The organism is Campylobacter concisus, assembly GCF_015229965.1.
Classification (GTDB): domain Bacteria; phylum Campylobacterota; class Campylobacteria; order Campylobacterales; family Campylobacteraceae; genus Campylobacter_A; species Campylobacter_A concisus_BD.
The window spans coordinates 1-21,160 of the sequence record NZ_JAAKZB010000024.1 but is presented as its reverse complement, the minus strand read 5'-3'; the positions used below and the strand labels follow the sequence as shown (position 1 = coordinate 21,160).

Genomic DNA, 21,160 nt, shown 5'->3' with positions numbered 1-21,160 from the left:
CTAAATTTTAGTTATTTGCGTCAAATTTCTTGAGAGAAAAAAGAACAAATTTGTAGCTAATAAACAGCGTTACTGGCCAAAGTATCAAAAAAATTCCTGCTTCTAACATCTTTTATCCTTAGTATGCGTGATGATCGTTTTTGATCTCATCTTGCGTGATCTTCTTGCTATCTATCGCTCTCCAGACGATGAAGATATAAGCAAGTACTACTGGCACTAGCAAGCTAACATAGGCCATAACGCCAAGTGTGTAGTGGCTAGAGCTTGCATTTTTGATAGTTAGCGAGCTAGAGAGGTCGCTAAATGACGGATAAAATGCAGTGCCATTTAGCCCTGTTATCAAAAATAGCGCGGTTACAGCAAGCGTTACGCCAACGCCGTAAGCAAAAATTCCACGAATGCTTTTTGTAAATGCCCCTTGGAAAATTCCAATAAGCACCAAAAGCACGCCAACAAGTAGTAGTGCGCCAGCGATAGGCATCTCGATCAAATTTATAGCGTATTTGTAAGGCACAAGGCTAACTACACCGTTTGCGTCGTATGCAAAGCCATCTTTTGTAAGTATCCACGCAAGAAATCCTAGGAAAAATGGCAAGAATAGCACGGTGTTGATAATTAGCTGTTTTCTAGCGTTTTGTATAAATTCGCCATCAGCGATGTTGTTTATAAGATATAAGCAGCCGCCTACGCGAGATAAGAAAAACATCGCTATGCCAAGCAAGTACAAGTAAGGATTTGATAAAGCTTCAAGACCACGAAATGGAGTCTTCCACTCGACAAAGTTGTGCTCATTTAGTACAAAATCACTACCGCTAAAAAATGTGCTAACTGCCATGCCAATAAGGATAACGCCAAGTGAGCCATTTATGAAAAGGAAAATTTCATAAGTTCTAGCTCCTAAAAAGTTATCAGGCTTTTTGCGGTACTCGTAGCTTACAGCTTGGATGATAAAGCAAAACAAAATAGCCAGCCAAACCCAGTAAGCACCGCCAAAACTAGTAGCGTAAAATAGTGGGAACGCCGCAAAGCACGCGCCACCAAACATAACAAGTGTCGTAAATGTAAGCTCCCATTTTCTACCGATAGAATTTATGAGCATATCTTTTTTAAGCTCGTCCTTGCCAAGGCTAAAGATGAGCGACTGGCCGCCTTGAACGAACATCATAAAGACCAAAAGTCCGCCAAGAAGGCTAACTATAAACCACCAATAAATTTGTAAATTTTCTAAGCTTAAACTATGCATGATCGTTAAATCCTATCTTTATTTGCTTAAGCATGATCTTGATCTCGGCTATCAGCAAGATCGTAAATAAAACAGCAAATAATATAAATGAAATTTTGACATTTGAGTCAGATAAATTTGTAGCTCCTACGCCAACGGTCATGAGATCTTGTATCGCCCATGGCTGACGGCCGACCTCTGCTACTATCCAGCCAGCCTCAGCTGCGATGTAGCCAAGCGGTATGGTAAATAGGCATATCCACAAAAATGCTCTTATGTTTTCAAATTTATATTTTCTTGAGAGATTTAGATAAAGAGTGATAGCAAAAAGAGCTATGAAATAAGTGCCAAGTGCGACCATAATGTGGAAGCTATAAAATGTAAGTGCAACTGGTGGCACAGCATCTTTTGCGTCCTTAAGATAGCCATATCCTAAGAAATTTAGATTGCTCTCTAAATTTGAAAGCGAGCTTTTCATCAAGCTCTCGTCATTTGCTTTTTTAGCCTCTTTGTAGTTTTTAAGAGCTTCGATAGCTACTTTGCCCTTTGCCATCTTCTCTTCGACGCTTATTAGATTGTGCTCGCTGTTGCCATAAAGTAGGTCGTTTATGCCTGGTGTAAATGAGTCAAGCTCTCTGTTTGCCATGATGCCAAGTGCGTAAGGCACCTTTATCTCAAACAAAAAGGCATCGCTCTCATCGCCAAGCTTTTTAGCTGGGTTTAAAATACCAGCAGCAACTAGGCCAGCGTTTTTCTCGCCCTTGTAAAGTCCCTCCATGGCTGCAAGTTTCATAGGCTGCTTTTGAGCTGCAAGATATGCGCTCTCATCGCCACTAAGTAGCAAAAATGCCGAAGTGATAAGACCAAATGCGCTAGCAACTACGATGCTTTTTTTAGCAAGCAAGATGTGGCGTTTTTGGATCAAAAACCAAGCAGAAATTCCTATCACAAAAAGAGCTGAGATAGTGTAGCCGCTAGTTACTGTGTGTAAAAATTTAGTGATGCCAAGTGGATTTAGTGCGACTTCGAAGAAGTTTTGCATCTCCATTCTAGCTGTATCTGGGTTAAATTTCATGCCGATTGGGTATTGCATCCAGCCGTTTGCGATCAAGATCCAAAGTGCGCTTAAATTTGAACCGATCGCAACAAGCCAAGTTGAAAGCAGGTGAAATTTCTTACTAACCTTATCCCAGCCAAAAAACATAATGGCAAAAAATGTACTCTCCATGAAAAATGCTAGCAAGCCCTCGATCGCAAGCGGAGCGCCAAATATATCGCCGACAAACCAGCTATAATTCGCCCAGTTTGTACCAAACTCAAATTCCATGATGATGCCAGTAGCTACACCAATAGCGAAATTTATACCAAAGAGCTTTAGCCAAAATTTCGTTATCTCAAGCCAGGCTTTGTCACCAGTTTTAACATATATCGTCTCCATAATGGCGATGATAAAACTTAGCCCCAACGTAAGCGGGACAAACAAAAAGTGGTAAATGGCAGTCAGCGCAAACTGAGCCCTAGACCAATCAACAAAATCCATCTCTGACATTTTATTCCTTTATTAAATTACGAATTACAAATTCGCTTTTTTCTTCCTCGGTTTGAAATTTGGTATTAAGTGTCTCATTAAAGAAAAAGAGCTTTAAAACCCCAAACATAATGATAAGCTTTATCGCTATGAGAAGCCATAGTTTCTTGCCGATTTTCATATTTTTAAAGCCGTCTACATATAATGAGGCGATGTTTCTTAAGCAGTTTTTAATCATAATGGCGAAGTCTATAATAAAAAGACTTAAAGAATAATTTTTAAAATTTGCATGATTAATGCCTTACTAAATATTTAAGGGGTATAATCGGCAGATTAAAAAATAACTAAAGTTAAGGAAAATTTGATGGCAAAAGAGACGAAGTATATTTTTATCACAGGTGGTGTTTTAAGCTCACTTGGAAAAGGCATCGCAGCTGCGTCTATCGCGACATTACTTAAAAATTCTGGCTTAAAAGTGAGTGTTTTAAAAGCTGACCCATATATCAACGTAGATCCTGGCACGATGAGCCCACTAGAACACGGCGAAGTCTTTGTCACAGACGATGGCGCTGAAACTGATCTTGACCTTGGTCACTATGAGAGATTTTTAGATGAGAGCCTAAGTCAGGACAATAACTTCACAACGGGCAGAGTTTATAGCTCGGTCATCGAAAAAGAGCGACGTGGCGACTACCTTGGAAAGACTATCCAAGTGATCCCGCACATCGTTGGCGAGATAGTTGATCGTATCAAAAAAGCAGGCGAGGGCAAAGATGTGCTAATAGTCGAGATCGGCGGAACCGTCGGCGACATCGAGGGCTTGCCATTTTTAGAGGCGATAAGAGCCTTAAGAGTAGAAGTTGGCAAAAAAAGAGCGATAAATATCCACCTAACGCTTGTGCCATTTATCAAAGTAGCTGGCGAGCTAAAGACGAAGCCAACTCAGCATAGCGTAGGCGAGCTAAGACGTATCGGCATAAGCCCAGATATCATCATCTGCAGATCTGAAATGCCACTAAACCGCGAGCTAAAAGATAAGATCGCAGCAAGCTGTGGTGTGGAGAAAAACTGCGTCATAGAGAGCTTAGATAGCGCAAGTATCTATCAAATTCCACTTTCATTTTTAAAGCAAGACATTCTAGTGCCGATCGCTGAAAATTTAGGCTTTGGTGAGCTAAAACCAGACATGGCAAACTGGGATAGCCTAGTAAAAAGGATCATCGCTCCAACAAATGAAACTACGATAGCTTTTGTGGGTAAATATATCGATCTAAAAGAGAGCTATAAGAGCCTAACTGAGGGCATCATCCATGCTGGAGCAAATTTAGACGCTAGGGTAAATTTACGCTGGATAGATAGCGAAAAGATAGAGGAGAGCAATGTAAATGAGCTTTTAAAAGATGTGGACGGCATATTAGTAGCTGGCGGTTTTGGCGAAAGGGGCGTTTTAGGCAAGATGCAGGCCATAAAATTTGCTCGTGTAAATAAGATCCCATATCTTGGAATTTGCCTTGGTATGCAGCTAGCGATGATCGAGTTTGCAAGGGATGTTTTGGGCTTAGAAGATGCAAATTCTATGGAGTTTAATAAAGAGTGCAAAAATCCTATCATATATCTAATAGATAGCTTCATTGACGCCCACGGCAAAAAGCAGATAAGAACGCACACAAGCCCACTTGGCGGCACGATGAGGCTAGGTGCTTATAACTGCGACATCAAGCCAAAGACGCTTTTGGCTGAAATTTATGGCAATGCAAAGAGCGTAAAAGAGCGCCACCGCCACCGCTACGAGGCAAATCCAAAATACAAAGAGGTCTTTGAAAAGGCTGGCCTTATAGTAAGTGGCGAAAGCGACGGACTAGTAGAAGCAGTCGAGCTAAAAGGACATCCGTGGTTTGTAGGCGTGCAGTGTCACCCTGAATTTACTAGTCGCCTAACTAGACCAAACCCTGTGATCTTAGGCTTTATCAAAGCAAGCCTGGCTAATCACGTAAAATGATAAATTTGGCAAGCTTTCTTGCCAAATTCTCTTTAAATTTCTCTCATTTTTTACCTCAAATTTACAATGGCTAATTTATAAAGAGTATCAATTTAACAAAAGTTTTTTGCCCTAAAAATCTTACTTTCAATGAAAATTATAAGAAATTAAATTTCAAAAAGATATAATCAAAGCATTCAAAATAAAGACGAAAGATTACGATGAAAAAAAAGCATTTTTGTTGCCAAATTTTTGGCACTTTGGGCGTAAATTTAAGTGAGCAAATAGCATTAGTAAAAGTTGGCAGGGCGTCAAAAAGTCCTTGCCAAAGCTATGTTAACTAAAGAGGATATTAGGAATTTACTAGCACGTAGATTTTGTAACGACATACACAAAAAACTTAGTGAAATTCCAACGCCAAGCGCCCTAAAAGATATCTATAAAGGCGCTAATCGCATCAAAGAAGCGATCGATAGAAGTGAACACATCGCCATTGTTGGTGATTATGATGTCGATGGTGTGGTTTCAAGTGTGATTTTAGCTGAGTTTTTTGATGATCTTGGCGTAAAAAACTACCTAGTAAAGATCCCAAATCGCTTTAAGGACGGATACGGCTTAAACCCTGAGATTATCGATGAGCTTGCAAACGATGTGAGTCTAATAATCACCGTCGATAACGGCATCTCGGCTAATGAAGCAGCTAACATCTGCAAAGAAAAGGGCATAGATCTTATCATCACAGATCACCACATGCCACCAGCCATTCTACCAGAAGCCTACGCCATCATCAATCCAAAACAAGAGGACTGCAGTTTTCCAAATATCGAAATTTGCGGCGCTGAGGTCGCTTGGTATTTGGTGGGCGCGCTAAAAGATGTTTATGGCTTAAACTATGATATGAGTAAATTTCTAGAGCTCCTAGCCATCGCGATAATCGCTGATATGATGGAGCTAAGGGATATGAACAGGATGCTCGTTCGCATGGGCATTAGTAAGCTAAATGCATCTAAGCGTTCGGCATTTTACGTCATAAAAGAGTTTTATGGCAAGGATAAATTTGAGTGCGATGATATCAGCTTTCTTATAGCACCTCTTATAAATTCAGCCGGACGCATGGATGATGCGATGAATTCTTTTAACTTCTTGCGCGCAAAGAGCATCGAAGAGGCCTACAACTACCTTGATACGATCATTGAATTTAACAACTCCAGAAAAGAGGAGGAGCGACAACTCTTTGATTGTTCGCTAAAGGACGTAAAAGAGGACGATGAGGTCATCATTACTTGGGGAGAGCAGTGGCATGAGGGCGTGATAGGCATCGTGGCTAGCCGCCTAGCAAAGCACTTTGCAAAGCCAGCTATCGTCTTTAGCATAGATAAAGGCCGCGCAAAAGGGAGTGCCAGAAGTGTTGGCAAGCTTGATATCTTATCACTCATCGCAAGCCACGAAGATCTGCTAACAAGCTACGGCGGTCACAAAGGTGCAGCAGGGCTAACTCTTGCGCCTGAAAATTTGGAAAAATTTAAAGAGGAGATAAATAAAAGCTGCTCGTGCCTAAATATGCAAGAGTGCAAAAGCTCAGACGAGCTACTTGGTGACATAATGCCAAGCGAGATCGACTTTGAACTACTTGAAATTTTGGAATTTTACGAGCCGTACGGACAGAAAAATCCACGCCCAGTCTTTAAGATAGAAAATGCCGTCGTTAAAAACGAGAGGCTTATAGGCAGGGATCAAAACCACTTAAAACTTATCTTGCAAAAAGACAACAAAACGCTTGAGGCGCTATTTTTTAACTTCACAAGGCACGTTAGAGTGGGTGAGATGGTGGATGTCATTTTTTGCGTATCTAAAAATTCGTTCCGCGGGCTTGTTACGCCACAGCTTTTGATAAGAGAAATTTTATAGCATTTTGCCTAGTCGTTTGAAATTTAACGACTAGGTGTTACTTTTTAATAATTTAAAATTTCATAAATTTATTTATATAAATCCCTAAAATACGAACTTTATAAACAAAATAAATTTATCAATGCTTATTTAATATTATAAATTAATAATATTTTAAATAAAAATCCGTAAAATTACATTTATATTATATTTTTAAAGGATTGAAAATGAAAAGTTCATTTTTGAAAGCTAGCATTATTGCATGTGCGGTTTGCTCATTTGCTATGGCAGAGGGAACATTTATTGGTTACGAGGGCGGATACTCTTTTGCATCAAATTGGAAAGAGAAAACAACAGACGGCGAGAGCGGAAGCGTTAGAAAAGGTCAATTTAACAGCGGCATAAAAGCTGGTTATGATTTTGACAGCTTCAGAGCTTATGGTGCTTATTTTTATAGCTTTCAAACAAAAAAACAAATAGAAGACGATGATGACAGATTTACTGTTAAGTGGAAAAAGCATAGCTTATTAGCAGGCGTTGACTACACTCCAAGCATCACCAAAGATATCAAACTTGTTGCGGGTGGTTATACTGGCGTATCAAGACTTTCTATCACAAGAGACGATGTGAATAAAAAATTCTATGACACAGGATTTGTTTTGGGCGCTAAATTTGGTGCTGAGTACCTACTTGATCAAAACAATATCCTAGAAGCTGGCATAAAAACTGACTACACTTTCTATAAGGCAGATGACGTTAGCAGAGTTAGAGAGAGCAACATCGGTCTTTACGTAGGCTACACTTATAAATTTTAATATTAAACATTCCCTCCTTAAGAAATTTGCGTCCTAGTTTGGGCGCAAATTTATCTCTAGTATTTTTACCATTAAATTTAATATACTTTTCAAAAAGGCTACAAAATGAATAAAATAATATTGTCTTTATTTATGCTCTTAACTGCTGCCTTTGCAGTTGATTGTAATAATGCATTTATTAAAGCTGTTGTAAGCATGATCGATGAGCCAGCTCCCACAAGAGTCGATGAAAATAGCGTAATAACGGGTGCTACATGCGAAAATGAGACCCTAAAAACCACGTTTGTTATAAATGATAGCGAGGATATTAAATTTAGTAAATTTACTAAAGAACAGATAGATGAGTTTAAAAAGTTGCAGACTGAAATGCTAAAAGAGGACTTTTGTAGCAGTAAAAACCCTCTTATCGATAAAGCCTCGTGGATATACAACTACGCAAATGGCAAAAATTTTACTGTGATAAATTTGACAAAAGAGGATTGCAAGTAGGATTTTCTGGGGTTGCCCCCAGAGATTTAAGCTTTTTTGTCTTCAAGCTCTTTTAGGTGTGCTTTTACAAACTCACCAAATTCGTCTTGAGTTAGCACTCTTTTAGCAAGTTTTTCCTTGCATTTTTTGCCAAGCTCGCCAAGTGTTGCTCTGTTTTTTTGGCTTTGTGATTTGCCAAATTTTGAAAGGATCGCATTTAGCTCATGCTCTTCACCGAAATTTACTAGCTCTTTATCTAGTGCCATTTTCTCTCCTTTGTTGAAAAATTTTGTGTAATTTTAAAATTTAATAGTAAATATAGATGAATTTAAATTTAAAAGCTCACAAACTATGAAAAATAGGGCTTTGTTAAATTTAAATTTCATATAGATTAAACGCGTAATAGTAAAATCACGAAAATTTTTAAAGGAGAAGTATGAAAAATTTACTTGTAAAATCAAGCTTGGTTTTAGCTTTAGTTAGTTCAGCAGCGCTTGCACAAGGTGCTTTTGTCGGTGGCGAGGGCGATTATTCGTTCAACTCAAAGATCAAAACTAAAAATATCGCAAAAAGCGAAAAAAATAACTTCAACAAAGGTCACTACGGACTTGGCTTTTATGGCGGTTATGATTTTGACAGCTATAGAGCGTATGGTGGCTACTACTATGACTTTAAAGCTAGAAAAAATGCTGGTGAAGCAGACGCAAAATGGAGCAAACATAAGCTTTTAGCAGGCGCTGACTACACACCAAACATCACTGAAAACTTTAAAGCCGTGCTTGGCGGTTATGCTGGTCTTGGTTATCTAAGTGTTAGACAAAGCTTTGAAAACGAAACTAGCAAGAAAAATTTCAAAGGCTTGCTAGTTGGCGCAAAAGCTGGTGGTATCTACTCATTTGACGCTCACAACGCGCTTGAGTTTGGTCTAAAAGCTGATAAGACATTTTATAAGAAAAATAGTGGCGCTCAGCTAAGAGATACAAGTGTGGGAATTTACACAGGCTACACTTATAAATTCTAAAAAATCTAAATTTATGGCAAGGCTTAGGCTTTGCCATCTTTTACTCACGTAGATGATTTGTTAAAATTTTAACCTATCCAAGCAACCTTTTTTAAGCGGGGGGGGGGGTAGAATGTGCTCTACTTTAAAAAAAGGAAAAAAATGAAAACAAAATCACTCTATCTTATTATGTTATGTGCTATCTTTAGCGGCTGCACACTTCCAGATCTGCCAAGCCCACCAAAATCAACAAAAAGCAAAAGCACAACAATTACTTCGTCGGTGTCAAACTCTGTTTCTGGTATAAAAGTATCAAAAGAATATCAAGCCAAATTTGATAGTGCAAAACCTAGAATGCAAGAGTTTTTGTCAAACATGGCATGCTATAAGGCTAATAAAAATGATAAATATATGGAAGGCGGTAAAAGAACACCTGCTTTAGGAAAAGGTAATGGCGTTATAAAACATTTAAATATACATATGCAGAATGTGTGGACATCTTGCGTATAGAAAATGTTAAATTTATCGCCAAAAATGCATTTAGTTTTAGCGTTACATTTATCACAGCAGATGGCGAAGAGACTACAAAATTTGATGATATTGTATTTACGCAGCACCCTAGCGGTGAGTGGCTGGTTAGGTGGTAGTTGTAGAGGTAAAAGCCTCTACTCTCTGCCCTCAAGAAGTGGCACAAAAAGGCACTCGTCTAAAAACTCTTTTTCTAAATTTCCACTCTCATCTTTTCTAAATTTAGCGATAAACTGCTTGCCATCTTTTTTCATCGGAGCGACCAAGATGCCGCCATTTTTTAGCTGGCTAAATAAATTTGGTGAGATCTCATCAGCAGCAGCCGAGAGTAAAATCCTATCAAACGGCGCGTAGCTTCGCCAGCCGTTGTTGCCATCATCATATCTTACGTGCACGTTTTTGATCTTTAGCGTCTCGAAGCGTTTTTTTGCCTCCATGGCTAGCTTTTCTATGCGCTCGACGCTAAAAATTCTATGTGCGAGCTTGCTTAGTATCGCTGCTTGATAGCCGCTGCCACAGCCTATTTCTAGGATGTTATCCACGTTTTCGCACTCTAGCGCCATCGTCATCTTTGCCACCGTTAGCGGCGAGCTGATCCACTGATTACCCAGGATCGGCTGCGCGTCAAGCTTGTAAGCATGTGCCGGGATAGGCACGAAAATTTCGCGCTCGGTAGTTGATATCGCGTCAAACAAAAGCGGACTTAGTGTGATCTCATCGGCTATGTCGCTAGCTAAATTTTGGCATTTTATCGCTTCTAATTGGGTCAAAATTTCTATCCTAAACAAATTTTAAATCGTTATTATACGATTTAAAGCTTATCTTAAAATTTATAAAAGCCCTAAATTTTTCTTTATCTGCGTGATCAAATTTGCGTCAAAAACTGCGCTTGCTTCTAGCGTGCCGTCTGGCAAAAAGACCCCAGCGACCTCAAGATCAAGCGAGCTTGATATCATGACGTAGCAGTTATTTGCGATCGCAAGTGCCTTGCAAAGGCTAAGGTAGGCTTCCTCTCTAGCCTTGCCCCACATGGCTGGCACCATGATGATGTCGCATCCTCTTAGCTTTGCCCAAAGCCTGCTATCACGCAGCTCAAAGCATATCAGCACGCCAAGCTTTAACCCTTTAAATGTAAATGCGTTTATATCGCTCACTTCGCCAGCAGCAAATATCTCGTGCTCTAAATTTGGCCTAAAAAGCTCAGCCTTAAACTGCGAATGAAAGACGTTGTTTGAGTTAAGAAGTAAAAATTCGTTATAAATTTTTGGTTGGTGCGGATTTAGATTTGAAATTTGAGCGAGCCCTGCGCTTTTGTTTAGGCTGCTAAGGTGCGTAAAACCAAGAAATTTATCTGGACTAAGTGCCTCTTGCAAGCGTTCAAGCAGCATTGCATCAAAGCTACCTATCATGCCACCAAGCATCGCTTTATTTGCCCCAGCAAAAAAGCCGTCAAAGTCGTAGCCGCTTATGCAAAGCTCGCTTGCAAGCAGGAGTGAGTTTTCAGGTGCAGCCTCAACTAAATTTGCAAGCTCTTCTAGCCGATCGGTAGCATTTTTTGCCTTTAAAGTTAGGCTTATTAGGTTTAAATTTTCGTTCATTTATTTTCCAAATACAAATGTAGTTTGCTTTGGCGCATGACAATCTGCTGGTATCCTAAAATCCATATCCGTTCCACCGATATCAGGCGTTGGCTTTAGCAAAACAGTTATAGCTGTGATCTTATCATCGCGCCCTGAAAGCGGATCGTTAAAGACCCAGACTTCATAAGAAAACGAGGTTTTATCGTCAAAATATACCATCCTAGTCTCTTTTAGGTCGCTATATTTGAAGTTGCACACTTTGTTTATCTCCTTAAAAACATCAACAACAAGCGCAGAGCCAATAGGCGCTATACTTGGCCAAACATCGCCAGCTGGCATGCTTTGGTAGGTGACGGCATCTTTGGTTTCGTTAGTTTTAGCAAGTATGTAAGGGTTAAAGCTATTTAGCAAATCCTTATTTGCTATGTTAATGGCTCTTTCATTACTACTGCTCGCACACCCCACAAAAAGCACGCAGGCAAGGGCTAAGATGCCATTTTTAAAAGTCATCAAAGCTGATACTTCCCTTACTATAGTTTGTCACCTTTGCTTCAAAGAAATTTGACTTTTGGTCGTTAAATTTAGCAAAGTCATCGACCCATTTGATCGGGTGAGCAACATTGTATTTGCGTTTTAGGCCGATCGCAACTAGGCGTTGGTCGATGAGATAGTGGATGTACTGCTCGATGATATCATCAGTAAAGCCCATTATTTGGTTTTGGGTGATGTATTTGCCCCATTTGATCTCTAAATTTCCAGCTTTTTCAAACATATCATAAATTTTTGCCTCAGTCTCAGGCGTGAAAAGGTCGGGTCTTTCTTTGCGGACTGAATTTATCATGTTTTGAAACAAGAGCAGGTGCGTGATCTCGTCGCGTTGGATGAAGCGTATCATCTGCGCTGAGCCTAGCATCTTGCCAGCGCGAGCTAGGGCGTAGATCGCTGTAAAGCCGCTGTAAAAGTAGATGCCCTCTAAAATTTGGTTCGCAACCATCGCAAGAAGTAGCTTCTCGTCAGTCACTTCGCCTGCAAGCTCCTCATAGACGCTTGAGATGTAGTCGTTTTTCTCGCGCAAGACGTCGTCGTGCTTCTCCATTTCGTAGATGAGGTCTGTGTTGTCACAGATCGCCTCGACCATGACGGCGTAAGACTTGCTGTGGTTTGCCTCTTCATAGGCTTGACGGCTTAGCACGGCGTTGATCTCTGGTGCGGTGATGTAAGGGTTGATGTTGTCAGCTAGGTTGTTTGTCTGAAAGCTATCCATCGAGATGAGCTGGCTCCAGACGAGGTCATACATGCGTTTTTCAGCCTCTGTGAGGTTGTAGGCGTAGTCGCGCACGTCGTCGGTGGTATCGACCTCTTTTGGAAACCAGGTGTTTGCCTCCATGAGGTCCCAAAGCTTTAACGCCCACTCGTATTTTGCCTTGGTGAAATTTAAAATGCCGTGTGGGTTGCCGTTAAAGACTCTTCTATCGGTCAAATTTTCATTTGAACTTGGGTTGTATATGCGTTTTCTATTCATAAATTTCTCTCTTGTTTGTGGTAAAAATTTCTTAAAATCTTACCCAAAGCAAGGTAAAAATTTACTTTTATTTATATGGCTTTGCTCCTTTTTATGGTCATCAAAAAGCCAGTTATTATTAGTAAAACTGCGATCACGCAAGATAGGGCAAAGACGATCTGACCGACCTCGCCAAACATCTCTCCAGTATGCAAGCTAAGCACTTTTCGGCCAGCCTTTTTTGCCTCTGGGATGCTTTCAGCCTTGCTAACAAGCTTGTTTTCTTTTATTTTGCCAGCGCTCGCGTCAAGCTTTAGTTTGCCCACTTGACTCTCGCTAGTTTCGTAGTTTATGGTGTAGGTGCTTTGGTTGTTTTCAGGCACGTTTATCGTGAGTGATTTTAGCTCTAGCGTGACATTTTCTTTAAAAATTTGCTCCGCAGTCTCGATCTCTTTAAATTTCTCGTCGCTTATTGGGATTAAATTTCTTTGAGGCATTACCCTTTGCGCCTGGCTTGGTTTTAGCTCGAAAAATACGCTATTTACGCTGTTTCTGACCCAGCCATAAGACCAGTAAAGCCCAGTTAGCGACATCACGACAAGCAGGATCGCCACGTAGGTGCCAAGGCTCGTGTGGAGGTTGTAAAAGCAGGCGTAGCCCTTTGCACTTGGCTTGATCTTTAGCGAATTTAGTAAATTTCGCTTGATCGCTGGTGCGTAGAGGATGAGGCCGCTTATGGCAAGAAGCGCCATGATGATGGAGCTAATGGCGACTATTTGCTTGCCGATGTTGGCTGGGACTTTGCTATCAAGCAGGGCAAGGCCTAAATTTCTATGTAGGCTTAGTATTATCATGCGAGTTTTCTCGCCCCAGTCTTCGCTGATCACCTCGCCGCTACGTGGATCGATGAAGAAATTTAAGAACTTTTTGTCTTTAGTGACGCTGATGCTATAAGCTTTGTTTTCGCCGCCGATTTGTACGTTTTCAAGCGTGTCAAAATTGATCTCACTTTTTGCTTTGGCGAGGATCTCGCTTAAGCTTAAATTTGGCTTTTCGCTAGGCGCTAAATTTATATATTTTTCATTTATCGCAGATTTTATCTCCTCTCTGTAAGAGGCAAATGGCGCTGCAAGCGTCATGATAAGTAGCGGTATAGTCGCGATTAGGCCGATTATTAGGTGGATGTTGAAAATGATTTTGTTACGCTTGAAAAGCATATATCTCCTTTTAGATTTTAATAACGAATATTAATTTATTTTTTGTTAAGCAGAGATAAAATTTAGAAGATTATTTTTTAGTTATCTGGATGTGATTTTGGATTTTGCGGCTGGCAAAAGTAGCTCAAATGTTGAAATAGCTGCGTTTAGATCCTTTTTATCTAAAAATTTAAACGGCCTTAGCAGGTAGAAAAGTGGCTTAAATTTCACTATTAATCGCAAAGAGTGCTTGTAAATTTCGCTGCCATTAGCCTTAACGTACTCATCAATCGCCTCTTTTACAAGCTCGTTTGAAATTTTTTGTCGGTAGAGCTCGTGGATGAAAACTAGCAGATCACGACACTTTCTAAGCTCTAGATCATCGCTAAAAAATTTTGACTCAAAATCAATAAAATTTATCTCGTCATTTTTTATGGCGATATCCCTAAGTGCTGGGCGTCCGTGCACGAAATTTAGTGCGTGAAGTCCAGCTAATGCGCGGGCTGCTTTTAGTAAAATTTCATGCTTAAAATTTTCATCGGTGCTATATTTAAATAGCCTAGCAACTGGCTCGCCAACATCTTCTATAACGAAAAATTCATCACTTTTTAGCACTATTTTTGGAGCAGGAGCATTTGCCTCGTTTAAAATTTCAAGCTTTTTTATCTCAGCGGCAAATGACTTAAAAGGGTTTGGTTTAAAAATTTTAGTTAAAAAGCTGCCTTCGATGCTCTTTTCAATGCGCTTTAACCAAAATTTTTGCCCATCAAATTCAAAGCTAAATACACGCTCATCATAGTGATTTTTTAAAATTTCATTTACATATTGTTTTAAATTTTGCATGTTGTAAATGTAGCGAAAGAATTCTAAATTTTTACATATATTTGACGTAAAATTTCATGAAAAACGTGAAAATATTTGTTAGCAAAAAAAGAGAGTAAAATCATGGTGGAGTTAAGCGGGATCGAACCGCCGACCTCTTGAATGCCATTCAAGCGCTCTCCCAGCTGAGCTATAACCCCAAAAGATTTGGTATTTTATCTTTTTATGGCTTACATTTTTTTGAAAGTCGTTTTTATAAAATAAATTTTTAAGCAACTTTTGGGTAACATTGCAACCTTTAATGCGGGAATAGCTCAGGGGTAGAGCACAACCTTGCCAAGGTTGGGGTCGCGAGTTCGAATCTCGTTTCCCGCTCCATTAAATTTTGCCCGAGTGGCGGAATGGTAGACGCAAGGGACTTAAAATCCCTCGGTAGTTTTTACCGTACCGGTTCAAGTCCGGTCTCGGGCACCACCAAAACGGCGACATGGCCAAGTGGTAAGGCATGAGCCTGCAAAGCTTTGATCCCCGGTTCGAATCCGGGTGTCGCCTCCAACTTCAAAAATAACTACATAAAGGGTTAACGATGAAAAAATTGCTTTTAATAGTTTGTATGGCATTTTTTGCAGTAGGTTGTTCAAACACTTGGCACGGCGTAAAAGAAGATAGCCACAACGCCAAAGAATGGACTAAAGAAAAGATCAATGACGGCGCTAGCTACGTCAAAGAAAAAACAGAATAATTCTTAGTGGTTATAGCAAATTTTAAGCAAAGTTGGCTATAATCACAAATCTTTAAATCGGGAGATGGCTGAGCGGTCGAAAGCGGCGGTCTTGAAAACCGTTGAGGTGTGAAAGCCTCCTGGGGTTCGAATCCCTATCTCCCGGCCACTTCAAATTTAAAATCACTTTTTAATTTTTTAGTCATTTTTATTTTCAATTTTTTAGAACTTAATATAAATATGATCCGTGTTGAATTACAGCAAAAACTGTGTTCTTGGAAAAGCTAAAAATAGCAGAATTTTAATCTCAAAAAAGTGTGAGAACAAAGCAAATTTAATGCTTAGATGAAAATATACAAAAGTACCTTGGCGCTAAAGAGCAAGAGGCAATAAATGTGCCTTACCAGATGGAGAAACAAGTGTCGTTTTAAGTAATAGCAAGGTCGCTGTAAATGCCATAAAAGAGAGCGTCTTGCCAGAGGGCAAAAATGTAGAGGTTTTGACTATGCAGTCGATCAAGGGCCTTGAGGCGCAAAATGTCATCATCCACAACTTTTTGGCGTTTTTACAGACTATATATAAAAATGAAAGGGCGCTTTTTTATAGGAAAATTTACGTCTTGCTAACTAGAAGTCGTGAAAATTTATATATCTCGCTACCTAAAAATTTGGATGAAAATTTGCCAGATGAGATAAAAAAGGTGGTAGAGATCATCAAAAAATACGCCACTATCACACAAGACCTGCCTCCGAAAAACGAACAAATAAAAGAAAAATCAAGCCTAAAACTAGCCTCAATAAAGCCAGTTTTAAGGGACGTAAAAGATGGAGCCGAGCTAGTGGTGGCAGGCAGTCAGCTCTTTGCCATCATAGCTGGGCTTTTTGCATAGTAAATTTTAATGGCAGCCGCAGCCACAACCACATCCGCCACTTTGTTTTATCGCGTCAAAAACTGCGTCGTAGTTTGGCTCCTCTGTCACTTCAGGGACGATTTGCTTGTGAATTATTACGCCATCTTTGATGACAAAGACCGCTCTTGCAAGCAAGCCTTTTAGCGCCCCGTCACTCATCAGCATGCCGTAGTTTTGGGCAAATTCGCCATATCTAAAGTCGCTTCCCATGCGCAGGTTTGCTATGCCCTCAGTCGTGCAAAATCTCCCCATCGCAAATGGCAGGTCGTTTGAGATGATGCTAAGTCTAATGCCTTGTTTGCCAGCTACTTTTTCGTTAAATTTACGTGCTTCTGCCGCGCAAACACCAGTATCTAGTGATGGCAAGCAGACAAGCACCTCGATGCCGTTATTTCCGCCCACGCTAAATTCGCTAAGATCTTGCGCTACGACTCTTGCCTCAGGCGCATAAGAGCCGACAAATAGCTCGTTTCCGCTTAAATTTACCTCACTGCCTTTAAATTTTGTAGTTGCCATGATTTCTCCTTATCTTTTAGCTTTTTTAAACGCTTGATCAAGATCAGCTATTAGATCATCGACATTTTCGATGCCGATGGCTAGGCGAAGCAAATTTTGCTTTATGCCGATCTTGTCTAGCACCTCTTTTGGATATGCCTCGTGCGTCATCGTTGCAGGCCTGCAGATAAGGCTCTCTACGCCGCCAAGGCTCACTGCTAGATCAAAAATTTCTAGCGCTTTTACAAATTTATTTACATCATATTTTTCATCAAGCTCAAATGAGATAAGAGCGCCGATATCGCTTGCTTGAGCCGCTTGCATCTTGGCCTCTTGCTCGCTATATGAGCCAGGGAAATGCACCACGCTAACGGCGTCATTATCCTCTAAAAATTTGATGATCTTATGGGTATTTTGCGTTTGTCTGTCAAACCTAACGCTAAGAGTTTTAAGCCCACGTATTAGGTAGTATGCGTCCATCGGACTGATGATGCCACCAAGCGTATTTTTGGCAAATTTTATCTTTTCAGCCAAAGCATCATCGTTTAGCGTGACGATACCAGCGATCACGTCAGCGTGTCCGCCGATATATTTTGTGGCGCTATATACCACGATGTCAGCTCCATGCTCAAGCACTTTTTGATAGTAAGGCGTCAAAAATGTATTATCCACGATGACTAGAGCACCCTTTTTGTGAGCGATCTTTGAAATTCTAGCGATATCAGTAACTCTTAAGAGAGGATTTGAGGGAGTTTCGATGAAGATCGCTGCCACATCCTCGCTTATATCATCTTCGCTTAAAAAATTTAGATCATCTATAAATTCGCTCTTTATGCCGTGGCTTTCAAAAACTGTCGTGACATATCTATAAGTGCCGCCATAGACATTGCTATTTAGTAGGACTTTTTGCCCTGTTTTTATAAGGCTAAGTGCGGCTGCTGTTGCTGCCATGCCTGAGCCAAAGCTAAATGCGTATTTGCTACCTTCAACTTTAGCAAAGATATCATCAAATGCCTTTTTTGTAGGGTTGTTGCCACGTGAGTAGGCAAATTCTTGAAAATTTTCAAGGTCATCTTGTACGAAGGTGCTAGCTAAAAATACAGGCGGAACGACCGCTTTGTTTGGGTTGTTTTTAGCTTCGATGCCTTTTACGATTAGAGTGTCTAGTTTCATAAATTTCCTTTTTAAAAATTTACGAAATTTTACATGATAAAGATTAATTTTCCCCAAACCCACCCAAAATATAGCCAAACCAGTAAGTGGTAGTAAAAGTGCTTTTTAAATTTGCATTTGTAAGATTGCTAAGACTAAATTTAAGCTTTTGCCTGGTCTTCGCAAGCCGCCAATGTATGGTTTTTTACTCGCTTTTGGCTAAATTTTTACCATAAATTTTACTCTACTAGTTCAATCGCCCAGTTTGCCTCCTGAAGCTTCATCTCAAGCTCTCTGATCTCTTTTGAAAGCGCATCCACTTGCTTTTGAAGTGCGCTCACATCGACTGTGCTTAAAATTTTGATCTCGCTATTTGAGTAGAGATCGACCTTTTGGCTAGCACTCGTGGCAAACTCCCTAAGCACGTTTGCTTTTAGCGTCAAAGCGTCCTTTTTAGCGATCATCTCAGTTAGGCTCATGCCATCAAATTTAGCGCTTGAATTTGTTAAATTTATAGAGCAAATGAGCGTAAAAAGCTCGCTTGTTAGCTTGTCAAGCTCTTTTAAAAGAAGCTTTGGATCTTCGCTTGGACTTTCGTTTTCTTGCATTTTTGCGTTGCTAAGTAGCCTAACTTTTAGCTGTTCGATGCGCTTTTGCGTGTCATATCTTAGGATGAGGGCCTGAGCTAGTTTCATCATTTTTCCTTTTTTTGGTATTAAATTTTTAAACCATCTTAGTATCTTTTGGGTTATAATTGATTTAAAATTTTATTTAAGGAAAAGCTATGAAGTACGATTTTGACACATTAGTAAGCAGAGAAGGCACAAACTCATCAAAATGGCGTATGAAGAGCGATGTTTTGCCGATGTGGGTTGCAGATATGGACTTTAAGGCCGCACCTGAGATCTTAAGCGTCTTGCAAAAGCGCCTTGATAACGGCGTCTTTGGCTACTCTTTCATCCCAAAAGAGTGGAACGAAGCGATAAAGAGCTGGTGGCAAAGACGTCACAACGTGAGCTTAGAGAACGAGTGGATGTGCTTTTGCACTGGCGTCATACCAGCTATCTCAACTGCTATTAGGAGATTTAGCAGCCCAGGAGATCAAATTTTAGTGCAAGCGCCTGTCTATCACGTCTTTTTTAACTGCATCAAAAACAACGGACGTGAAATTTTATCAAACGACCTCGTCTATAAAAATGGCTCTTACGAGATCGACTTTGACGACCTCGAGGCAAAGCTAGCTCAGCCGCTAACTACAATGATGCTTCTTTGTAATCCTCACAATCCAATAGGCAAAATTTGGAACAAAGAGACGCTTAAAAAGATAGGCGAGCTTTGCTATAAGCACGATGTTTTGGTTATCAGCGATGAAATTCACTGCGATATAACTGATCCTGGGCTAAACTACGTGCCATTTATCAGTGTGAGCGAGGAGTGCAAAAACAACTCCATCACGTGCATCTCGCCTACAAAGGCCTTTAACATAGCTGGCCTTCAAAGCTCAGCCGTCGTCACGCCAAATGAAAAGATCAGATCAAGGCTAAATGCTGCCATCAACTACGATGAGGTCGGCGAGGCAAATGCCTTTGCGATCATCGCCGCAATTGCCGCGTTTAACGAGGGCGAGGCGTGGCTTAATGAGCTTAGAGAGTATCTTTTTGAAAACAAAAAGGTCGTCGCAAACTTTATAAAAGAGCAAGGCTTGCCAGTGAAGCTCCTGCCATCAAGTGCGACCTATCTTTTGTGGCTTGACTGCAGTGCGTTTTGCGAGGATTCGAGTGAGTTTATGAATTTCTTGCGCGATAAAGCCGGACTTTGGCTAAATGACGGCAACGCTTACAGGGGAGATAGATTTTTCCTTCGTATGAATATCGCAACGCAGCGTGAGAGGGTGCTTGAAGGGCTAAAACGCTTGCAAAATGGGATAAATTTATACACTTCAAAAAGATAAATTTTGGCTGGGTGGCTTTGAAATTTAAGCCGCCTTTGCTTGATACAAAATAGCTACTGAGGGCATTTTGAAGTAACAAATACTGCCCCCATTTCTTAAATATCAAAGTGAGTTTTCTGATAAATTTAAAGGCGAGATAGTCGTTTCTGGTTTCGTTTTATAGCGCTAAATTTAAAGTGAAAGCCACCGCATCAAAATAGGGCGGTCGCTAAAACCGAGTATTTTATGTCATTTCAAAGTTATAACCATCGCGCCTATTGCTTACTAAATTTAGCAACTCAAATTTGAAAAATAGAAATTTGAAAGTGAGATATCTTGCGCAGGCTTTAAATTTAAGAAAACTCACTTGCCAAAACGAGAATTTGAGCCGTTTAAGATCGTATTATCTTTCAAAAAGTGATTTTGCTAATAAATTTGATGGTTGTAAATTTATAAAAAAGGCCATTTGTAAAAACAAGTGTTTGCGCTCTCTTTATAATAATGATAAATTTGATAGTTAAATTTGAGTAAAAGTAGAAATTTAAAGGCGGGGGAGGTCCCGCCAGATATTATTTATGTAGTTCTTTTGTGTAAAACTCAACTGAGCCAAGGCCCTCTTTTAGCGCCCACTCGTAAGCTTGGCTTACAAATTCCCAGTTTATGTTCTCGTAAAATGTCTCTAGGTATTTTGGACGAGCGTTGAAGTTGTCGATGTAGTAAGCGTGCTCCCAAACATCAACGACTAGAAGTGGCACTTTGCCATCGCTTACTGGAGTTTTTGCGTTGCTAGTTTGCACGATCTCTAGTTTTTTGCTGCTTGGGTCAAATACAAGCCACGCCCAGCCTGAGCCAAAAAGTGTTGTAGCTGCTTTTAAAAACTCCTCTTTGAAGTTTGCGAAATTTGCCTCGATCGCAGCTTTTAGCTCACTTGACATCTCGCTTTTTTTAGCGATGCAGTCCCAGTAAAAGTCGTGGTTATAAACTTGAGCGACGTTGTTGTAAAGGCCGCCTTCGCTATTTCTTAAGATCTCGTAAAATGATGCGTTAGCAAATTTTGTATCTTTTATGAGATTGTTTAAATTTGCAACATATGTCGCGTGGTGCTTGCCGTAGTGGTATTCACAGGTTTTAGCACTTACTACTGCGTTGTGGTTTGCGTCAAACGGAAGTTTTCTTAGTTCAAACATAATAATTCCTTAATAATAAAATTTGTTATTTCGCATTATAGCCACAAAAGATTAACAAACAAAATCTTTCAAAATTTAAGCCAAAAATAGGGCGTTTTTATAAAAGCTAATTTTTTCATTTATAAAAGATGAGTGAATTTGCTTTACAAATTTATGGTTAAAAGAGTGAAAATTTATATCCTAAAAGTGCAAATTTAGCTTTGCTAAAGAGAGAAAAGTAAATTTAAATTGCTCTAAATG

General features: G+C 40.0%; 24 protein-coding genes and 5 tRNA genes. 14 read left to right on the top strand and 15 right to left on the bottom strand.

Annotated features, from left to right (window positions below):
- Window positions 1–118 precede the first annotated feature (118 nt).
- Genes G6W43_RS09100 through G6W43_RS09090 form a run of 3 tightly spaced genes read right to left on the bottom strand, consistent with a single transcriptional unit; the run spans window position 119 to window position 2,988 of the window.
- Complete coding sequence (locus G6W43_RS09100; RefSeq protein WP_342672234.1) at window positions 119–1,246, bottom strand: cytochrome d ubiquinol oxidase subunit II; 1,128 nt, start codon at window positions 1,244–1,246, stop codon at window positions 119–121.
- Window positions 1,236–2,771: a cytochrome ubiquinol oxidase subunit I gene (locus tag G6W43_RS09095; protein WP_194169642.1), complete on the bottom strand. Its 1,536-nt coding sequence runs from the start codon at window positions 2,769–2,771 to the stop codon at window positions 1,236–1,238. Before G6W43_RS09095 ends, G6W43_RS09100 begins: the two co-directional genes overlap by 11 nt.
- A gap of 1 nt (window position 2,772) precedes the next feature.
- Window positions 2,773–2,988: a DUF4492 domain-containing protein gene (locus G6W43_RS09090; RefSeq protein WP_194169641.1), complete on the bottom strand. Its 216-nt coding sequence runs from the start codon at window positions 2,986–2,988 to the stop codon at window positions 2,773–2,775.
- Between the two features lie 126 nt (window positions 2,989–3,114).
- Between G6W43_RS09090 and G6W43_RS09085 the strand changes: the two genes are divergently transcribed.
- The 4 genes from G6W43_RS09085 to G6W43_RS09070 all read left to right on the top strand — a co-directional run bounded on the left by G6W43_RS09085 (window position 3,115) and on the right by G6W43_RS09070 (window position 7,919).
- Window positions 3,115–4,749, top strand: a complete 1,635-nt coding sequence (locus tag G6W43_RS09085) for a CTP synthase (RefSeq protein ID WP_194169640.1) — start codon at window positions 3,115–3,117, stop codon at window positions 4,747–4,749.
- Window positions 4,750–5,061: 312 nt separating this feature from the next.
- The gene (gene recJ, locus G6W43_RS09080; RefSeq protein WP_194169639.1) at window positions 5,062–6,636 is read left to right on the top strand and encodes a single-stranded-DNA-specific exonuclease RecJ; all 1,575 of its coding nucleotides are present in this window, start codon (window positions 5,062–5,064) and stop codon (window positions 6,634–6,636) included.
- A 206-nt stretch (window positions 6,637–6,842) separates the two neighbouring features.
- Complete coding sequence (locus G6W43_RS09075) at window positions 6,843–7,430, top strand: outer membrane beta-barrel protein (protein WP_242040037.1); 588 nt, start codon at window positions 6,843–6,845, stop codon at window positions 7,428–7,430.
- A gap of 105 nt (window positions 7,431–7,535) precedes the next feature.
- Window positions 7,536–7,919 (top strand): hypothetical protein, encoded by a 384-nt coding sequence (locus tag G6W43_RS09070; protein WP_148824935.1) that lies wholly within the window; start codon window positions 7,536–7,538, stop codon window positions 7,917–7,919.
- Window positions 7,920–7,945: 26 nt separating this feature from the next.
- On the opposite strand, the gene G6W43_RS09065 is transcribed toward G6W43_RS09070, so the two are convergent.
- Window positions 7,946–8,164, bottom strand: a complete 219-nt coding sequence (locus G6W43_RS09065) for a hypothetical protein (RefSeq protein WP_012140605.1) — start codon at window positions 8,162–8,164, stop codon at window positions 7,946–7,948.
- A gap of 170 nt (window positions 8,165–8,334) precedes the next feature.
- Between G6W43_RS09065 and G6W43_RS09060 the strand changes: the two genes are divergently transcribed.
- The 3 genes from G6W43_RS09060 (at window position 8,335) to G6W43_RS09050 (ending at window position 9,545) form a co-directional block, all read left to right on the top strand.
- The gene (locus G6W43_RS09060) at window positions 8,335–8,919 is read left to right on the top strand and encodes a hypothetical protein (RefSeq protein WP_103570718.1); all 585 of its coding nucleotides are present in this window, start codon (window positions 8,335–8,337) and stop codon (window positions 8,917–8,919) included.
- A gap of 141 nt (window positions 8,920–9,060) precedes the next feature.
- Window positions 9,061–9,408: a hypothetical protein gene (locus G6W43_RS09055; RefSeq protein WP_187422423.1), complete on the top strand. Its 348-nt coding sequence runs from the start codon at window positions 9,061–9,063 to the stop codon at window positions 9,406–9,408.
- The gene (locus tag G6W43_RS09050; protein ID WP_187422422.1) at window positions 9,390–9,545 is read left to right on the top strand and encodes a hypothetical protein; all 156 of its coding nucleotides are present in this window, start codon (window positions 9,390–9,392) and stop codon (window positions 9,543–9,545) included. Before G6W43_RS09055 ends, G6W43_RS09050 begins: the two co-directional genes overlap by 19 nt.
- Before the next feature lie 18 nt (window positions 9,546–9,563).
- On the opposite strand, the gene G6W43_RS09045 is transcribed toward G6W43_RS09050, so the two are convergent.
- The 7 genes from G6W43_RS09045 to G6W43_RS09015 all read right to left on the bottom strand — a co-directional run bounded on the left by G6W43_RS09045 (window position 9,564) and on the right by G6W43_RS09015 (window position 14,725).
- Entirely contained in the window at window positions 9,564–10,196 is a 633-nt protein-coding gene (locus tag G6W43_RS09045) for a protein-L-isoaspartate(D-aspartate) O-methyltransferase (RefSeq protein WP_103620436.1), read from the bottom strand.
- Between the two features lie 60 nt (window positions 10,197–10,256).
- Complete coding sequence (locus G6W43_RS09040) at window positions 10,257–11,024, bottom strand: carbon-nitrogen hydrolase family protein (protein ID WP_148824933.1); 768 nt, start codon at window positions 11,022–11,024, stop codon at window positions 10,257–10,259.
- Window positions 11,025–11,519, bottom strand: coding sequence for a hypothetical protein (locus G6W43_RS09035; protein ID WP_180995789.1), 495 nt, complete (start codon window positions 11,517–11,519; stop codon window positions 11,025–11,027).
- Window positions 11,506–12,528 carry a ribonucleotide-diphosphate reductase subunit beta gene (locus G6W43_RS09030; protein ID WP_009494790.1) on the bottom strand — a complete coding sequence of 341 codons (1,023 nt, stop codon included), beginning with the start codon at window positions 12,526–12,528 and terminating at the stop codon, window positions 11,506–11,508. Before G6W43_RS09030 ends, G6W43_RS09035 begins: the two co-directional genes overlap by 14 nt.
- Window positions 12,529–12,599: 71 nt before the next feature.
- Window positions 12,600–13,724 (bottom strand): PepSY-associated TM helix domain-containing protein, encoded by a 1,125-nt coding sequence (locus G6W43_RS09025; protein WP_103646287.1) that lies wholly within the window; start codon window positions 13,722–13,724, stop codon window positions 12,600–12,602.
- An 81-nt stretch (window positions 13,725–13,805) separates the two neighbouring features.
- Entirely contained in the window at window positions 13,806–14,546 is a 741-nt protein-coding gene (locus G6W43_RS09020) for a spore coat protein (RefSeq protein ID WP_012140598.1), read from the bottom strand.
- A gap of 103 nt (window positions 14,547–14,649) precedes the next feature.
- Window positions 14,650–14,725: transfer RNA gene (locus tag G6W43_RS09015), tRNA-Ala, on the bottom strand.
- A gap of 103 nt (window positions 14,726–14,828) precedes the next feature.
- Between G6W43_RS09015 and G6W43_RS09010 the strand changes: the two genes are divergently transcribed.
- The 6 genes from G6W43_RS09010 (at window position 14,829) to G6W43_RS08985 (ending at window position 16,135) form a co-directional block, all read left to right on the top strand.
- Window positions 14,829–14,903: transfer RNA gene (locus G6W43_RS09010), tRNA-Gly, on the top strand.
- Window positions 14,904–14,912: 9 nt separating this feature from the next.
- A tRNA-Leu gene (locus G6W43_RS09005) sits at window positions 14,913–14,999 on the top strand.
- Window positions 15,000–15,006: 7 nt separating this feature from the next.
- Window positions 15,007–15,080 (top strand) — tRNA-Cys (locus G6W43_RS09000).
- 31 nt (window positions 15,081–15,111) lie between these two features.
- Window positions 15,112–15,267: a hypothetical protein gene (locus G6W43_RS08995; protein WP_021086361.1), complete on the top strand. Its 156-nt coding sequence runs from the start codon at window positions 15,112–15,114 to the stop codon at window positions 15,265–15,267.
- Between the two features lie 58 nt (window positions 15,268–15,325).
- Window positions 15,326–15,415 (top strand) — tRNA-Ser (locus G6W43_RS08990).
- Window positions 15,416–15,718: 303 nt separating this feature from the next.
- Window positions 15,719–16,135: a hypothetical protein gene (locus G6W43_RS08985; RefSeq protein WP_194169638.1), complete on the top strand. Its 417-nt coding sequence runs from the start codon at window positions 15,719–15,721 to the stop codon at window positions 16,133–16,135.
- Window positions 16,136–16,141: 6 nt separating this feature from the next.
- Here the strand turns inward: G6W43_RS08985 and tpx are convergent, their stop codons facing one another.
- From tpx to G6W43_RS08970, 3 genes are all read right to left on the bottom strand, one after another.
- Window positions 16,142–16,672: a thiol peroxidase gene (gene tpx, locus G6W43_RS08980; protein WP_194169637.1), complete on the bottom strand. Its 531-nt coding sequence runs from the start codon at window positions 16,670–16,672 to the stop codon at window positions 16,142–16,144.
- Window positions 16,673–16,681: 9 nt separating this feature from the next.
- Window positions 16,682–17,824 (bottom strand): trans-sulfuration enzyme family protein, encoded by a 1,143-nt coding sequence (locus tag G6W43_RS08975; protein ID WP_194169636.1) that lies wholly within the window; start codon window positions 17,822–17,824, stop codon window positions 16,682–16,684.
- A gap of 218 nt (window positions 17,825–18,042) precedes the next feature.
- Complete coding sequence (locus G6W43_RS08970; RefSeq protein ID WP_194169635.1) at window positions 18,043–18,498, bottom strand: DIP1984 family protein; 456 nt, start codon at window positions 18,496–18,498, stop codon at window positions 18,043–18,045.
- Window positions 18,499–18,587: 89 nt separating this feature from the next.
- On the opposite strand from G6W43_RS08970, the gene G6W43_RS08965 reads away from it, so the two are divergent.
- Complete coding sequence (locus G6W43_RS08965; RefSeq protein ID WP_194169634.1) at window positions 18,588–19,754, top strand: MalY/PatB family protein; 1,167 nt, start codon at window positions 18,588–18,590, stop codon at window positions 19,752–19,754.
- A gap of 548 nt (window positions 19,755–20,302) precedes the next feature.
- On the opposite strand, the gene sodB is transcribed toward G6W43_RS08965, so the two are convergent.
- A complete protein-coding gene (gene sodB, locus G6W43_RS08960; RefSeq protein WP_194169633.1) occupies window positions 20,303–20,920 on the bottom strand; it encodes a superoxide dismutase [Fe] in 618 nt (205 codons plus the stop codon).
- Window positions 20,921–21,160 lie beyond the last annotated feature (240 nt).